Below are 15927 nucleotides of genomic sequence, written 5' to 3'. Positions count from 1 at the left end.
TTGCAATTATGATGAAATATTTTGTCTTTTTAATGCATTGAGCTAGAATTGAAGTGTCAGACTAGAACTACACACACAAACGAAATAAGCCTCCGTTTCCACGGGTACCGTGGAAACGGAGGCTATTTGTTGTATAACGGGCAAAGGGTAACTCCAACCAGAATGGGTGGGTACAAATATACCGATATTGGATGGTTATTTTTAGCGTTTTTTCGTTTATCATTTTGATCAAATCAGAATTAAATAAGGGAGTGAGTTCGGTTTATGAAAACATCAAATGACGAAAAGATATCCAAGGTCGAGATCATCAAGCGGTAGGGCCGTCATCTAGGGGCACAATAAAGGAAGCGTTGCAGGACGAAGAACCGTATTTTTCCGAGGATAATATTCAAGTGCTCAAGTTTCATGGCGTCTATCAGCAGGATGATCGGGATTTACGGGCACAGCTTAAGATAGAGGGGAAGGAGCGGCATTACAGCATGATGATCCGCGCCCGCATTCCGGGCGATGTGCTAACTTCGGATCAATATCTCGTCTTTAACAAGCTGGCGGATGAGTATACAGATTACAAAAATATGCTCATCACCACCCGCCAAACCTTGCAGCTTCACGGAATTCTCAAGGGTGATTTGAAAACGACGCTCAAGAAAGCAGGAGTAGGTGAACATTTTGCCTAAAGGATTGTCAGGGCGAAAGGTCGCCATCACCGGCTCACGCAAAATACAGGAGCTCGGTGAGATTATTGAGCGGCAGGGCGGTGAGGTGATCGTTCGTCCGCAGCAGGGTTTGCTTGTGCTGCAAGAGCGGGAATTGGAACGGGACTTATTTCGTCTGCTCGAAAGCGGCACGGATTGGACCATCTTCACAACAGGGACGGGACTTGGAGCTCTGCCGGACAAGGCGCGCAACTGATCGTGTTCCCCGAGATATTCCTGCCCGGGTATCCGCGGGGTCTCAGCTTCGGTATGCGTGTTGGCAGCCGTACAGTGGAAGGGAGAAAAGATTGGCAGCGCTACTGGGAAAGTTCGATTGACGTTCCGGGATCCGAAACTGAAATGTTGGGCCAATTGGCAAAAGAATTGGGAGTTTATTTGATTATCGGCGTGGTAGAGAGGGATCAGGAGTTCAGTACGGGCACTTTGTATAATGTTTTATATCAGGCCGGACGGGACTTTACTGGGCAAGCACCGTAAGCTGGTTCCTACCGGCTCCGAACGTATCCTGTGGGGGCAAGGGGATGGCAGTACGTTAAATGTCATCGATACCCCGTTCGGCAGAATAGGTGGCTTGATTTCAAATTGTAGATTGGAAAAGCACAGAACTATAACAAAAAACACTTCAACTCCACAATTAGGAGCACCTGCTTTTAAAAACCTTGATTGATAAATAGAAAAGGTCCTGAATCGTTAGGTTGGAATACCAAACGACTCAGGACCTTTTTTGTTGGAGAGATATTAAGCTGCTAACTTGGATGCATCTTTTATATTGGACTTACGGGTAAGAGGTATAAATAATAGGATAGATAAGAACCCAAGTAACAAGAAGACAATTCCTACCCACATGACGCTTTGAATACCCATGCCATTGATAAATGCACCACTAACCATTGTACCAATGGTAACTCCAAGATTTGAAAACGCTACGAACAGACCGTTAGAGAAGTCTGGTGCTTCGGGCGCGGATGAAGTGATCATGTACTGGGAGATATTAAGGCCAAAAGTAAACAATACGCCCCAGAAAGCAATAAGAAGTATCATGGGAACAGTAAACGATCCGAGCAAGAATAGTACCAAATAACTACCAACAAACACGAGTGGATAGACAAAGGCAGTCTTTAACGCATTATTTGTAAGTAATTTACCTGCGAGTAAATTACCTATCATCCCTGTTAAACCAAATAGAATAAGCATTAAGCTAATCGTATTTGAAGACATTTCCGTTACACGCCCAAGGTACTCTGCAAAGAAGCTGAATGTTGCATACATACCAGAAAGGATAAAGATTGCACCAAAGATGGCTGCCCAAACAACACCTTTCTTCAAAATACGAACCTGTGAACCATAAGACTGTTTTTGTTTCACGGGAAGGGAAGGGACAAAGAGAAGAATGGCCAAGAATGTTAAAGCATTTACAACAGCAAAGAATAACATCGCTATCTCAAGATTCGCATAGTCCGCAATGAAAGAGGCAATTGGAATTCCAATAATCATACCCGCGGTGAGACCCATGAATACACGACCGATTGCTTTTGGAGCCATTTCTGGACTAACTGAGGAAGCAGCTGCAGTAAAGGCAACAGACACGTAAACCGGATGTAGGAATGCAGGAACAATTCTTGCTATTAAGGCTATTGTAAAATTGGGGGCAAACATAGAAACAACGTTACTAACCACAAATAGCCCGATAGCAAGAAGCATAACACCTTTACGGTTAAATCCTGAGAATAACAATGGCAAGATAGGACCTGAAATTGCAACTGCGAGTGCGAATAGGCTAACAAGCAGGCCTGCAGTTGAAACGCTAACTCCAAAGTTTTCAGCAATGAGTGGCAATATCCCGATAATGCCCATCTCTGTATTAATGATTCCAAAAATCCCTAAAGCTAGGATGAAAATAAAAAATGCTTTTGATTTGGTAACAGACACAATATTCACTCCTATTTATATTATTTTGTATAACTACTGTGAAAATGAAAAAAGATATACTGGTATTTTTCTATTAGGAATCAATCTATACTCAAAGATTCATCAGAGCATCTTCCCGATTTGTAAAATTAGCAAAATAACAATGGTAGGCTTAATCCCAGGCAAAGTAATATGCCATATTTTACGAAGCCTGCTCGCCAGCCTTGCGTCTCCGAATGGTCCATTCCGCCGCCAAGAAAAGAAGTACGATCGTTCCTATAACACTCGCCGTACCTCGTAGCTCATTCCCAGCGCGTTGATGAAGAGAAGCATAAGCGTATGTATTATCTGATTTGTAAAGCAGAACGCGTAGCTGCGGATCATCCAGCGGCGGTGGTTTTCAACCCGTCCTTGTCGAATATGCAAGTATGCGTTCACTGTTATAAATATCTAAATGATATTAAGCAAATTGAAGGCTACACTCACGATCTTGCCTCCGGTCGCAAAAGGAGCCATATAGCCTGATGTGATGCATACGGCCAGTACGGCGACGACATAGACGTAGCCGAGAATACGATGCATCTTCCGGTACTTACGGAGCTTGGCACTAGCAAAGTTTATGACTCCCGCAGCGATTGCGATGCAGGCGAAGATGACGTGAACGTTCAGCATAGTTAGCCAGACAGGTAAATTCATCGGACGGATGAGCTTGGTCTTGTGGCTCAAAAAAACCGACGCATCCGGATCCAGGGCGAAACGATTCAAGAGCGTCCAGAAGACGAAGGCTGCAGCAACGATAATCAGGAGGCGGAAAGCACTTTTAGTGTTCATCAGCCTGGGCGCGTTACCTATCAATCGGCGAGAATCACGTTGACTGCGCAACCGGGCAAAATGGGAACCGGCGAATGTGAACAGTGAAATGAAAAAACAGCAATTAAGCGAGAACAAGAGACTGCGACTAATCGTCATGGCGCAACTCCATTACATGTTATTTAGAGTCATCAGCGCCACCTTGAAAACTCTCCAGTCTGATGGTCGTTATGAGTCACCAAGATAACCGGAAAAGATGACTCGTCTTTCTTTTATAAAACTAACTATCAACTTAATTACGCATAACTCTTGTTAGGCGTAATCTATACACAGGAACAAATGTTTGGTATACTATGAATATACGTTTTTAACAAATATGTCATATTTGGAGGTAACTTATGCACAATGATGAACGGAAACGTCTTTATGAAAAAACAGAAATTAAAATGGATCAATTACCTTGGTATGCTAAGGAATATATCATTCGTAACCTTCGTAAAAGGTCACCTAATACTCTATTAGGTTATTGTTCAGATTACATCTCTTTTTTGGATTGGTTGAGTTCAGAGGGATTCTATAATGGAACTAGACTCGATTGTCCTCTTTCTACACTGGAGTCTTTACGCGTAGACGATGTTGAACGGTACAAAGACTTTCTTTCAATAAAACATGAAAACTCATTGGATACTATAGCCAGAAAGATCGCCTCTCTAAAGTCATTGTTTCAGTACCTATCTGTACTTTCCGAGGATGAAAATGGATACCCATACATAAAGCGCAATGTAATGGTCAAAATTGAGACGGAAAAAGAAAAGATTACTGTAATGGCAAAAGCAGATCGAATTAAGGATAAAATCCTCCGTGATGAAGAGATTTTTGAGTTCAGAGAATTCATTGCTGAAGGATTTCAGATCGTATGCAAAGACAATAAACGAATTCTGAATTCCCACTTGAAGAACAAAGACCGTGATTTAGCATTCGTAAGTCTTATTCTTGGTTCAGGTCTACGAGTGTCTGAAGCTCTGTCCCTTGACCTTCCTGATATAGACTGGCTTAAAGGCAAGGTCTTGGTTAACAGAAAAGGTAATAAGAAAGATTCAGTACCTGTAAGTAATATTGCATTGGATGATTTAAAGTCATATTTGGCCTTTCGTCAAACCAATTATGGTGTAGATGACAAACAAGAAGCAATCTTTCTTTCACTTCCTACTGGACCTCACGGGAAAGTAAGCCGATTAACTGTTAGGGCTTCACAAAAAATGCTCGATCGCTATGTGAGTTCTTTTGGAAAGCCGGCACTGACAATTCACAAGTTAAGACATACATTTGCAACCAAGTATCATAAGGAAAACAAAGATCTTGCCTCGTTAAAGGATCAACTTGGCCATTCCGATTTAAACACAACTATGATTTACACACACGTTGGAGAAGAAGAACGCCGTGAATCTGTAAATAGAGCAGATAGCTTAAACAGGTGATAACTTGGTTCGGGACCTCAAACAAAAAATCACTTATGGAAAGGAGATTTTACAAGACCATGCACAAAACACAATACGCCGAACCCATCTTCCGAGACCGGCGTATTACGCTAGTCATCAAGTAAATCGCATTCACATCTCCTAAATCTTTTGTTATGAAACTTCTTGGGATCTTTGTTATTGTTCCTTACATTACCCACCGAAGAATCCACCTTATGCACGCATCTCTTCTGCTGCAAATGGTCTGAGAAGTCCTGTAACGCTCTTCTTGTCCTTTTCTCTGCTTAACCACTCTGCTTCATCATGCGGACTAATTATGGCCGGCATACGGTTATGGATTTCAGCCATAAGACTGTTGGGCTCTGTGAAGCTGCGTGCGTTTCAAGTTAGCTTACGCTCTTATTGTAGCGAAAAGGCAGGTCCAAACGTATGTCAGCAAGGAAGCCGTTTGTTTTTGGTCACCCTTTTTTCTAGAAGACTTGAACGACTTCATGAATGCCATCCACTTCTTCAAAAATGGCACGTTCAATGCCAGCCTTCAATGTGATCGTTGCGCTAGGACAGCCGTTGCACTCTCCCAAGAATTTTAATTTAGCCACTCCATTCTTAACTTGAACCAATTCGGCATCTCCACCATCGCGGTTTAAATAAGGACGCAGTTTTCTCAATACATCATCTACATCTTTGAACAATTCCTCAGAATCTCTCATTTCATGACTCCTTTCATAGAGGCTGTGTTATCAGCTTCACCGTTCGCATTTTCTCTAATTCATCAATCATGTCTTGATAAAACTTAACTCTTCACCTGGAATAACTTTCTAGAAATCGGAAGTACCGATCTTGCTCCTGCTTATGCAGCTTTCCGTACAGTGCATATAAACCCTGCTCTTTTGACGCTTGCAGGTAGAATCAAGAAGCAATGCAGCAGTGTTACTTGGCGATTTTTGCGAAATATTCTAATGTTCTAACCAGTTGCGCGGTGTAAGACATTTCATTATCGTACCAGGCTACAGTTTTCACTAGTTGCTGGTCGCCAACTGTTAGAACTTTTGTTTGAGTGGCATCAAAAAGAGACCCGAATGTCATTCCTCTAACATCGGAAGATACGATCTCGTCCTCAGTATATCCGTATGTTTCTGGATCTGATGCTTTTCTCATAACGGCATTAACTTCTTCAACCGTAACCTTCGTGTTCAAAACAGCTACGAGTTCTGTTACGGAGCCTGTTGCTACAGGTACACGCTGAGATGCACCATCAAGTTTCCCCTTCAATTCAGGAAGAACGAGGCCTATGGCTTTAGCAGCGCCGGTGGAGTAAGGAACAATGTTCTCTGCTGCAGCCCGTGCTGCGCGGAAGTTTCCTTTTGAATCTGGCGCATCAAGGGTATTCTGGTTGCCTGTATAGGCGTGAACGGTTGTCATCAACCCGGATTGAATTCCAAATTTATCGTTCAGAGCTTTAGCCATGGGAGCCAGACTGACCGTTGTGCAAGAAGCACCGGAAATGACGGTTTCCGTTCCGTCCAGTGTTTCATGGTTTACGTTATACACGATGGTCTTCATGTCGGCTGTTGCCGGAGCAGAAATAACAACTTTATTTGCTCCGCCTTTCAGGTGAAGCTCGGCCTTTTCTTTGGTGGTGAAGAAACCTGTACATTCGAGTACGATATCTACGTCAAGCTCGCCCCATGGGATTTCTTCAGGGTTGCGGTGAGCCAGCACTTTAATTTCTTGACCGTTAACAGTAAAGGCTCCAACATGAACTTCGATATCACCATAGAAAGTGCCTTGTGTAGTATCATATTTGAGCAGATGCGCCAGCATTTTTGCGTCAGTTAAATCGTTTATCGCTACAACCTCGATATTTTCCACATCTTGAATTCGACGGAAAGCGAGTCTACCGATTCGCCCAAAACCATTAATGCCTACTTTTATACTCATTGAATAAACCTCCTGTTTTCGTTCGAAATCCATTCCCCATTTTTTTGTCCAATTTGCCTTTGGAATGGTTTGTTTTTAAAAATAAAGATACCGATCGGTACCTTTATTATATCAAGATTTATGACATTGGCAAGGTTTCGGCCGTAAAATTTGATATAATGTTAGATTAGAATAAGATCATTCGGAGGAAGCTATGAAAAAAGGAGATCGAACAAGAGAGCACATTATTATGAAATCGGCAGCAATCTTTAATCAAAGAGGTTATGCCGGTACATCGTTAAATGATATTATTGCCGACACCGGGATTAAGAAGGGGGGCATCTATCGACATTTTACAAATAAAGATGAGATTGCGCTTGAAGCCTACAACTACGCCGCCAGTATAGTTGTCAGCAAATTTGCTGAGGCGGTCGAACGGGAGCAGTCTGCGTCAGGGCGGTTACTTGCTTTTTTTAGTGTTTATGAAGATGTTGTTGGTAATCCACCATTTGTTGGCGGATGCCCTATGCAGAATACAGCAGTAGAAAGTGACGATACTCATACGGAACTTCGAGATCGGGCAAGACAAGGGCTGCATAACCATTTGGATATGATAAAGAGTATAATTCTTAACGGAATATATAGTGGGGAGTTTAAGGAGGATATGAATGCGGATGCACTTGCTTCATTTGCCTTTTCCTTGCTCGAAGGAGGCATTTTACTCAGCAAGTTAGATGGGGATAATAAGCATATGCAAATGAATACAGCATGCTTTGCATTCTATTTACAGAATTGTTGTTTGAAAAATAGTTAATCAGTTGTGCTTAGAAGCGTAGAGAGAATATGATGCTTTATGATCTCCCTCAACATTTTGGAGGTATATCGACATAAAAGTATTTGTAGCTGGTCTACCGGGGTTATTGACCGTATGCAGACTCAACCGGTTTTTGGAAAGGGCCTTGTTTTTCCCTAACTGGCAGATCAAATCTTGCTCAATGCTTCCCTAAGGGACGTTCGCATACCCGTGGCGTTGGAAGGGTAAAGGTGGTATGATCGCGGAACCGAATGACAAAGCACTACCGATTTTCTTGTTTCTGGTAGCGGTCAAACTGTTTAGGTTTGCCATATGACCGGTCTGCGACTAGGATGTACTCCGGGTCCAGCAAATGAGGGCAACGTTTTAAATCGGGCTTATATCCAGTTGTTTCGGAACATTGACTGCTTCATATTCTTTTGCAAAACACAGTTCCTGAGAGTTCGTTATGTAATCTTGTTTAAGCTTCCCAAGTTCACTAAGAACGTGATTAATTTTCAGATCGTATTTTGAGTTATGTGCCTGAATAATTTGTAATTGCTCCAGAGTACCTACATAGACTTGATATGATTCTTGTTGAACTTGCTCATAGAGCTGAACTATTATCTTGTATTTAGAAGTTTTTAGCACCCATTTATGTAGCTTATTAAACTCTTGTTTTATTTTTTTGTGGACTTCAAAGGGATCTCCCTTATCAAAATAAGCCTTATTTTGCATAGTTTATAAACTATAGCCCCGAAGTCAAAATAAAACTCAGTACCAGACGTATAACGAATGGTACTGAGCAATTTATAGTCATTTAGGGGGATTAAGTAAAAAAGCTTACTTTCTTGCCTTTGAAATACCTACTACTAAACTGATGATAGTAGCGCTAAGTAAATTTAGCATATGATCGATTTCATCCCAAGATTTATGTCGTACTAACATATTAAAACCAATAAATACTAAGCTGCAGAGTATGAAGAATCCTAAGAAGTTTTTGAGAAAAATTTTCAAATTCATTTTCAATCCGCCACATACCCGCTCAAAAATTTCGTTGCGGTTGTACGGTCTAATTCATTCGTACGGGCTGAATTACTATAAAAAATAGTGTCCCATTTAGATCCGACAATGACAGTTGTTGCGACTAAGGATTTTTTTTCTGCATACCGCCGTTTATAATATACAAGTGGAATTTGGTCTTGAACAATGGTAAGAGCCATAGTACCTATAACTGATGTTGCAACTGCAGCTGAGGGGTTTGCGGCGGTCGCTAACCCAATAAGTAAGGCTGTCACTGCAGTGACAGTATATCTTTCTATCTTGCTACTACCATCAACCCATGAACCGTAATACCAGGCAGATACAGCACCTCCCATATAACTATCAAAAGGGGTAATCAGATCGCCTCTATCAGGACGCATAGGGATATTGGGGATAGTTGAGAGATCGGTTGGATCGACACCAAAATTTTGTGTTTCTGTTTCAGTTACTCCATTCTCATTAGTAGTAACTTGGAAAAGAGAGTTCTGAGTATCGATGATAGCATTTTGAGTTGCATGCTTAACGAATTCTCCTTCAGCGTTTTTCACATAAATAGTGCTGTCAACCTCAGTAAAATCCTTATTAGCTCTTTCTTCAACTTTATACGTATCTCCATTGCTTTCATAGGTATATACAAGATGCGCGTCTCCCGGTTTTCCTTCTAAGAAAATAAAGTTTTGTTTTTCTTGTGAAAGTTGACTTACGCTAGCTTCCAGTGCATTTGGAGCTGCAAGCATCACCGTAGGAACAACAACCTCAAGGCACAGTGCGATGGATAAAGCAACTGTAATTAATTTTTTCACAGATAGAATCTCCCTTCGACTTCCAATTGTTTTAGTTGAGAAAAACTCCCTAAATGACTATATTTTCTATTTTATAACATTAAATACGCTTAATTGTATTCATTATGTAATTACAATGTTAATTATGGTTTTTAATTACAATCGATAATGAAGATAAAAAAAGGCAGACAAATGTCCGCCATTTTTCATGTTATTGAAATGTAAGCTTGCAGCTTTTTATTTTCATTAAGCAATTGCTTTATTTTAGTGGATTTAATAGTTAAATAGTTTTTCAAAATCGAATTCTCTTCGTTCATTCGCTGGTTTTTTAAAGATAAAGTCTCTATCTCTGAGACTAATTTATCTCATATTCGTGCCTTGCAGGCAAGGGCAAGACCAGCTTCGTCGATCTGCGAGATATCGGGGAAGCCGCCTCATCTATTGATTTGTTGAACATTTAAAAATGATTTTTTCTAGGACGAGCCTTACGGTTTGTCCTTTTTTTGTTGCTATAAGGAGGTATCAGTAATGAACATCAGAATCGTGCCAACCGATCATATTTACGCAGTAGCTTATAACCCGTAGATAGACCTTCAGCCTGGCGATCCAGAATATGTGAAACTTCGACCAAACTTTTGAGTTCAGTCGAGAACTTTCCTGAATATATATGATTTTCGACGTACTCTTGAACTAAGATGTGCTCCAGTGGTATAATAATTTTATAAATTATTCCTTAACTCCTAAACTCCCATTTTGCTGGAGACAAGAGTCTATCCGTCACTTTGACTTTGGTCTTCACAGAGTTACAAAGTAGGGTAGCTTGTATCGAAAGAACAAGTCTAGTGTAACACCTCAACCTATATCTCCGTTCTGATAAAGACAGAAATGAAGAGAGGATAAAATGTAGGACAAAAGGCTAAAGCCAATGAAGTTCCGCAGCTCCCGTTTGCTGGAGACAAGGAATGAAGAGTACCGAAAGGCTCTTGGAAAAGCAATGTTACTGAGTTTTAAAAGCCAATTTTTGCATGGATTCGTCCGTGCGGAGATCGGCTTTTTTGCGTTTCATTAAAAATCGAGAGGATGATTAAAATGTTTAAACTGTTCAGAGGTAAAGATGCAAAAAGTACGATTCATACAGCGGTAGGTGGGTTCCTCCATGAAGAGAAAAAACGTCATAAAAATGCTGTGGCTTTCTTCAGATGATGGCCGGAGTAACTGTTTATGTCGCTGTAGAAGTATGGGGAACCGCTGAAACAGAAGTGAAAATCAGTGATACCGTCCGTTTCGATATGGAAACTCAAAGTTTCTTTTACAAAACGGACGGAAATGAAATTAACGTGCAGGCTCTTAAAGGACAACCTTTTTGGCAAAGCGTGCAGCAAGTAATGGTCTTTGGACAAGATTTGCTGGATGATATTAAAGAACGTGAAGAAGGTCGTAAGCAGTTGGTATCCAACATTGCTGACCTGACACAACAAATGAATGAAAGTTCAATCGTTGTACCGAGAGTGAAAATGTTTCGTGTATAGCTTGAACAATACAGAAAAGCCGATTTTATGCATGTATCCCATGCGATGAAATCGGCTTTCTCAATTTAATAAGGAAAGTGATATGAAATGAGAAATAATTGGAGAGTTTGTCGAGAACCAGTATCTCATTCAATCGAACGTGTTTTTGATAACTACATGTTAGGCAGAATGACTCGTTTGGAATACTGCCAGCGCGTTGGATATCTGTTGCAGATGAAGGAGGTAAGGTAGGATGAAAACAGTGAAATTTACATATGACCCGCTGGCGCTTGTACGTATTGTCCTTCAGCGGCATGTTGAAGAGAATATTCAAGGAAAGTTTTATAAAGCAAAGCAATTTGCTTGTTATGAATACTTGTCTAAACTGTCGGATGAATCTTTGGAAAACTTGCTCAGGGAGTACACTAAACGACACAATCTTGACCTCATTACGTTGGAAAATTGGAAGCAAGATGGTGAACTCATCTTCGAGATTATTTTTGAACAAGAGGTTTATAGGCAATTGGAAATCGACTTCAAAAAAAGAGGTTTTGGGGCTACTGGTCTTGGTGTACTTGATGTCGGGAATAACGTTCTCTACGATATGTGGATTTGTCCAGCACTGGAGTACGATTCGACATATCGTGGAAAAGTCTTACCCACGATACGCAAAGGCATTGGATAAAATGTACATTTATGAAAGACTTGAAGAGTTTGATGGGGTCACCCGTGAGGAGTTGGAGCACTTTATCACAACCAACTTTGAACTTTATGGTGGCAGCAAGCCAGTCAAAGACTATCTGTAAGCAAGCATATAATGTTGATCTGAACACTTGAACAACTTTCAAGTGTTCTTCTTTATTCCAAAAACGAGGAGGTTTTTTCATTGAACTCAATTTTAAAAGATGCTGTTGTGGTTGCGGCTGGTCAAGGGGATGCAATTGGATTTTTAACTTGGAACTCCTTATCTAATATGCTAATCACGCCTGAAGACTTGAAACAGAAGCTTACCGATACAGGGCTGGGAGAAGGCTGGATGCCAAATGCAATTCGTCTACCAGACGCTTTTAGAAGAGCGACCAGTGAAAAGTTTAAACGGGAGATGTCGCCCGGTGTATATGAGAACTACATGTTTAGAGAAGTGGCATCGACAAGTTCTTTCGTGCAACTTAATTTGGTTTGCGAAACGGTGGATACCAAAGGGAGAAGGTTGAACTACATCCCGGATGTAGGATCGCTAGTATTGGATCGGAAAACGGAGAAGGTAGATGCCAGTTACGTCTCTTCCATGGCGCAGCAACTCGTTAGTAATGCTGCCCTACAATTTGATATCTTCCGAAACAACTATGGGTCTACTACATTACGAACCGTGATTACGAATGCTTTAAAGAGTATGTCACCAACCCCAGTAAGGCCATCTGGAGGTGTCTATTTTGTTCCAGCACAATTTGATGGAAACTTGGATGCACTGATCCGCTTTATTGTTTCACTTGAAAAAGGGGAAGCGGAGAAGGTTCCTGTCATGAACACGTTGGATATGAAAAACATGGTGACTCGGAAATTGATGGATCATCTCCGTTCAACACTGGCTGCTTGTGAGAACGGGGTAGAGAATCAACTCAAGAAGAATGATTTAAAAGCTATTCTTGAGGATGCGAAAAATGTGGTGAGCAACTTTAAAGACTACGAAATTATTGTTACAGGGAATTTGCAAGAAATGGAGGCTTATGTTGCGCTCATCCGTAAGAGAGTTGCGGATGCATTAGCAAATATGGCCGATTGAGTTTCACATTGTCTTGTTGAACGGAGCTACCCCTATTTCTTTTTAGGTTCAGCTCTTTTTAATTTCTAAAACCAATATATGGAGGACTTAAATATGAAAATTAAAAATATTCAAAATGCGTTGTCACAACAATATGCAGAACGTGAAGAAGTCATTGAAGGGCTTATGGTAGCCATGATTGCTCGTCAACATGCCCTTTTGATTGGACCGCCCGGAACAGGAAAGAGCGCAATGGTGAGTGATTTGACCAAGCGTATTACAGGAGCCAATTATTTTCAATGGCTGTCTGACACGCTTCAGTACACCAGAGGAGCTATTTGGACCTGTATCTTTGAAAGAATTGGAACAGGGTGTGTACAAGCGGAACACGGCTGGCAAATTACCAACGGCACATACATCCTTTCTCGATGAGATTTTTAAAGCGAATAGTGCCATTTTGAATGCACTTTTGACACTCATTAATGAAAGGATATTTTACAATGATGGCGCGCCAGCACAAGTTCCGCTCATGTCACTCATTGGCAGCTCAAATGAGTATCCTGAGGAAGGGGAAGGACTGGAGGCATTGTTCGACCGATTTCTACTGAGATTTGAGGTTAACTATATCGGAGAGGATCAGTCTTTTGTATCCATGTTGAAAGGATCTCCACCATCTCCTGCGGATATGAATATTGAAGAACTGTTTCAACTTCAATTTTTTAGTGACACGGTAGTGATTCCTGATGAGGTTTTTGATGCCTTGAGCAAAATTAGGAGAGAACTGATGGATGAAGGGATTCGTCCTTCGGATCGACGTTTTAAACAGACTCTCTCTGTGATCCGCGCGAAGGCCGTACTTGCTGGCAGAGATAAGGCTATCTTGGAAGACCTCATGATTCTCAAGAACAGTTTGTGGGAAAAACCGGAACAACGCGATAAGGTCATGAAAATCGTGCGGAACTATGCTCAGGATGCGGTGAAGACACGTATTCAAGGAATTGAAGCTGAAACAGCAGATATTATGAAAAATTTGGATCAGTCCAGTAATTCTACGGACGTTGCTGTTGAAAGTACGAAGAAACTGAAATCGTTGGTCAATGAGCTGGAAAAACTTCAAAAAGAACAACCAAACAGATCAGAAATTGAGAGTACGATTACAACTGTTCAAAGCTCTTTGAGTGGTATCGCGTCACAAGTGTTGGGAGTGTAGCAGATGAAGGAACCTATGAAATCTGTTTTAAACACAGATGCATATGACCGTAGACGATTTGGACAGTTAATGGAAATGTCGGACAGCCTCAAGAAAATTGGAAAAGAGGGGAAAAACATATTCCCCTTGATCCAACCTTTAATGAGTGATCTATGGGCCGGGTTGTTCAAAATGAAGCCAGAGCTACTTGATGAGGTTCCTGAAGAAATTGGAATGAACCATCAGCTCATGAAAAAAGTCATGACTGATCAAGGATATCTGGATTTTCGTGAGTTTACTCGCTTGGATGATCTGGCAGCAGCCATTGGCACAACGAAATACAGTGAAACCGTTCTTGGATGGTTAAAAGAGCAGGCTAAGCAAGATCAAGACTTGGCAGAAGCTTTAAAGAAGCTCATTCAAGGAGAAAAGGGAGCTTCCCAGCAAGCTACAGATGCTTTATCCGCAGCACTTAATCAGAACGGTTCTCAATTATCACAAATGCTCGCTCAGGCTGCTGATGAGGCGGTAGAGACTAAAGAAAATGTGAAATCTATTTTAGGTGGAATACAGGCCGGAAGTGGTGACAGTGAGCTGAAGAAGGTTCCTTTAAAAGAGCAATTATTTCTTGCTGAAAAGTTGAGTCATAATAAGAATTTGAAGGAAATCGCAAAATGGGCAGGACGAATGAAGGTCATTGCGAATCGTAAACAGCGTTCTAAACATAAGGATGCGATTGATCGGAATGGAATTCGGCAAGGGAGTGATATTGAGCAACTGCTGCCGATGGAGCTGGGCAGTTACGCCAGCCCCATTAGCAAATTGGATTTCTTACGCCGATATGCGGAATGTCAAACTCTTCAGTATGATACGAAGGGAAAAGAGCATCTCGGTAAAGGGCCAATCATCCTGTGTCTAGATCAATCTGGTAGTATGAAGGATCAGGATACTATTTCCAAGGGATTCGCTTTGGCACTCATGAGCATTGCTCGGAAACAGAGAAGGGATTTTGCGTGGATTCCGTTTTCCTCACATGCTTCTGATGCAATCATCTATGAGCGAGGAAAAATTGAAGTGCAAGATATGATTCAGCTTGCTACCGTTTTTCTTGACGGAGGTACGAATTTTGTACAACCCTTAAACAAAGCAAGCGAAGTCATTAAACAAAGTCGATTTAATCAAGCAGATGTTATTTTTGTTACTGATGGGGAAGCGCATGTAAATCATGATTTTTTAAAAGCGTGGACTAGCTTGAAGGAACAAAAAGGATTTTCTGTCTTGTCCTTGTTATTAGGGAAAGAATCCATTCATGGAGTAGACGGATTCTCTGATCGAATTGTTCGAGCCTCGTCGTTTGAGGATCAATCTATAGAGCAGGCTTTTGATATATGACCAAAGAACAGGGCGTGTACAATGCGTCCTGTTTTCTTAATATGAGGAGGATACAAGTATGAAAAGGTCAAGTATTCAGAGAACTACAAAAAGTCTTTTAAATATACGTGAACGTATTCGATTTGATTTGCCATTCCAACGCAACAGCGTGTGGAAGAATGATCGACGCTCGTACCTGGTCGATTCCGTCATTAGGGATCGCTACATCCCAAATATTCTCGTTTGGAATAACGGAGACGGATATATCTGGGTTATTGATGGTAGACAGCGTTGGGAGTCAGTTTTCTTCTTTGCCGATGGCGATTACAAGTTGAGTAATGGAACAGCGGATCTCAATGGAGAGTCGATTGCCGGTAAACGACATCTGTCGGTGACAAGAACATGTTCCCATTGAAGTCTGATATGCTCCCCTCATAGTAACCGTAGAAAGTTTTGTTTTTTTCTACTGTCTACTATGAGGGGAGCATATCAGTCGCTAATTTAGCGGCTTTTTTATTTTATCGGTACAAGTTCTTGTCCCGAGCCAAGGACAAGAACTTGTACCGATTGCCGGAATGGACAAGAACATCGTCCGATTACCGATTAGATGAATAGCTAAGTGTGGGTAGTGAGTCCTTTTGATCGA

The 15927-nt window shown here is 41.3% G+C and carries 17 protein-coding genes and 3 pseudogenes; 12 read left to right on the top strand and 8 right to left on the bottom strand.

Annotation, left to right across the window (positions count from 1 at the left end; genetic code table 11):
- Positions 1 to 350 precede the first annotated feature (350 nt).
- From BMY78_RS14950 to BMY78_RS14940, 3 genes and pseudogenes are all read left to right on the top strand, one after another.
- The gene (locus tag BMY78_RS14950) at positions 351 to 677 is read left to right on the top strand and encodes a hypothetical protein (RefSeq protein WP_256222135.1); all 327 of its coding nucleotides are present in this window, start codon (positions 351 to 353) and stop codon (positions 675 to 677) included.
- Positions 670 to 912 (top strand): uroporphyrinogen-III synthase, encoded by a 243-nt coding sequence (locus BMY78_RS14945; protein WP_090900038.1) that lies wholly within the window; start codon positions 670 to 672, stop codon positions 910 to 912. The genes BMY78_RS14950 and BMY78_RS14945 overlap by 8 nt, the downstream gene beginning before the upstream one ends.
- Positions 852 to 1293, top strand: a pseudogene (locus tag BMY78_RS14940) (nitrilase-related carbon-nitrogen hydrolase); the annotation flags it as partial. The gene BMY78_RS14945 and the pseudogene BMY78_RS14940, both read left to right, overlap by 61 nt.
- A 161-nt stretch (positions 1294 to 1454) precedes the next feature.
- Here the strand turns inward: BMY78_RS14940 and BMY78_RS14935 are convergent.
- The 3 genes and pseudogenes from BMY78_RS14935 to BMY78_RS33330 form a co-directional block, all read right to left on the bottom strand.
- Positions 1455 to 2645 carry an MFS transporter gene (locus BMY78_RS14935; RefSeq protein WP_256222134.1) on the bottom strand — a complete coding sequence of 397 codons (1191 nt, stop codon included), beginning with the start codon at positions 2643 to 2645 and terminating at the stop codon, positions 1455 to 1457.
- Positions 2646 to 2750: 105 nt separating this feature from the next.
- A pseudogene (locus BMY78_RS33630) lies at positions 2751 to 2843 on the bottom strand (sugar ABC transporter permease); the annotation flags it as partial.
- Between the two features lie 57 nt (positions 2844 to 2900).
- Positions 2901 to 3455, bottom strand: a pseudogene (locus BMY78_RS33330) (DUF2306 domain-containing protein).
- Between the two features lie 377 nt (positions 3456 to 3832).
- Between BMY78_RS33330 and xerS the strand changes: the two are divergent.
- The gene (gene xerS, locus BMY78_RS14925; RefSeq protein ID WP_090900035.1) at positions 3833 to 4912 is read left to right on the top strand and encodes a tyrosine recombinase XerS; all 1080 of its coding nucleotides are present in this window, start codon (positions 3833 to 3835) and stop codon (positions 4910 to 4912) included.
- Positions 4913 to 5125: 213 nt separating this feature from the next.
- On the opposite strand, the gene BMY78_RS33325 is transcribed toward xerS, so the two are convergent.
- The 3 genes from BMY78_RS33325 to gap form a co-directional block, all read right to left on the bottom strand.
- Positions 5126 to 5239 carry an SOS response-associated peptidase gene (locus tag BMY78_RS33325; protein WP_256222218.1) on the bottom strand — a complete coding sequence of 38 codons (114 nt, stop codon included), beginning with the start codon at positions 5237 to 5239 and terminating at the stop codon, positions 5126 to 5128.
- 143 nt (positions 5240 to 5382) lie between these two features.
- On the bottom strand, positions 5383 to 5622 hold the full coding sequence (locus BMY78_RS14915) for a NifU family protein (RefSeq protein WP_090900032.1): 240 nt from the start codon (positions 5620 to 5622) through the stop codon (positions 5383 to 5385).
- A 220-nt stretch (positions 5623 to 5842) separates the two neighbouring features.
- Positions 5843 to 6853, bottom strand: coding sequence for a type I glyceraldehyde-3-phosphate dehydrogenase (gap, locus tag BMY78_RS14910; RefSeq protein WP_090900029.1), 1011 nt, complete (start codon positions 6851 to 6853; stop codon positions 5843 to 5845).
- A gap of 193 nt (positions 6854 to 7046) precedes the next feature.
- Between gap and BMY78_RS14905 the strand changes: the two genes are divergently transcribed.
- Positions 7047 to 7646, top strand: coding sequence for a TetR/AcrR family transcriptional regulator (locus tag BMY78_RS14905; protein WP_090900026.1), 600 nt, complete (start codon positions 7047 to 7049; stop codon positions 7644 to 7646).
- 366 nt (positions 7647 to 8012) lie between these two features.
- On the opposite strand, the gene BMY78_RS14900 is transcribed toward BMY78_RS14905, so the two are convergent.
- The gene (locus BMY78_RS14900) at positions 8013 to 8363 is read right to left on the bottom strand and encodes a hypothetical protein (protein WP_090900023.1); all 351 of its coding nucleotides are present in this window, start codon (positions 8361 to 8363) and stop codon (positions 8013 to 8015) included.
- Positions 8364 to 8650: 287 nt separating this feature from the next.
- Entirely contained in the window at positions 8651 to 9472 is an 822-nt protein-coding gene (locus BMY78_RS14890) for a hypothetical protein (protein WP_090900017.1), read from the bottom strand.
- Positions 9473 to 10650: 1178 nt separating this feature from the next.
- Between BMY78_RS14890 and BMY78_RS14885 the strand changes: the two genes are divergently transcribed.
- The 7 genes from BMY78_RS14885 to BMY78_RS14860 all read left to right on the top strand — a co-directional run bounded on the left by BMY78_RS14885 (position 10651) and on the right by BMY78_RS14860 (position 15696).
- Complete coding sequence (locus BMY78_RS14885; protein WP_090900014.1) at positions 10651 to 10980, top strand: hypothetical protein; 330 nt, start codon at positions 10651 to 10653, stop codon at positions 10978 to 10980.
- Between the two features lie 232 nt (positions 10981 to 11212).
- Complete coding sequence (locus BMY78_RS14880; RefSeq protein ID WP_090900012.1) at positions 11213 to 11644, top strand: hypothetical protein; 432 nt, start codon at positions 11213 to 11215, stop codon at positions 11642 to 11644.
- Positions 11645 to 11845: 201 nt separating this feature from the next.
- Positions 11846 to 12742 carry a DUF6744 family protein gene (locus BMY78_RS14875; RefSeq protein WP_090900009.1) on the top strand — a complete coding sequence of 299 codons (897 nt, stop codon included), beginning with the start codon at positions 11846 to 11848 and terminating at the stop codon, positions 12740 to 12742.
- A gap of 93 nt (positions 12743 to 12835) precedes the next feature.
- On the top strand, positions 12836 to 13153 hold the full coding sequence (locus BMY78_RS33320) for an AAA family ATPase (protein ID WP_256222133.1): 318 nt from the start codon (positions 12836 to 12838) through the stop codon (positions 13151 to 13153).
- Positions 13074 to 13931 carry an AAA family ATPase gene (locus BMY78_RS14870; RefSeq protein WP_256222132.1) on the top strand — a complete coding sequence of 286 codons (858 nt, stop codon included), beginning with the start codon at positions 13074 to 13076 and terminating at the stop codon, positions 13929 to 13931. The genes BMY78_RS33320 and BMY78_RS14870 overlap by 80 nt, the downstream gene beginning before the upstream one ends.
- Positions 13932 to 13934: 3 nt before the next feature.
- A complete protein-coding gene (locus BMY78_RS14865) occupies positions 13935 to 15302 on the top strand; it encodes a vWA domain-containing protein (protein ID WP_090900006.1) in 1368 nt (455 codons plus the stop codon).
- A 58-nt stretch (positions 15303 to 15360) separates the two neighbouring features.
- Positions 15361 to 15696, top strand: a complete 336-nt coding sequence (locus tag BMY78_RS14860) for a DUF262 domain-containing protein (RefSeq protein ID WP_090900002.1) — start codon at positions 15361 to 15363, stop codon at positions 15694 to 15696.
- The last annotated feature ends 231 nt before the right edge of the window (positions 15697 to 15927 follow it).

It is taken from the genome of Paenibacillus sp. OK076, assembly GCF_900110055.1.
GTDB lineage: Bacteria > Bacillota > Bacilli > Paenibacillales > Paenibacillaceae > Paenibacillus.
Note: the sequence above shows the minus strand (reverse complement) of the source record. Positions and strands in the feature narration are given on the sequence as shown.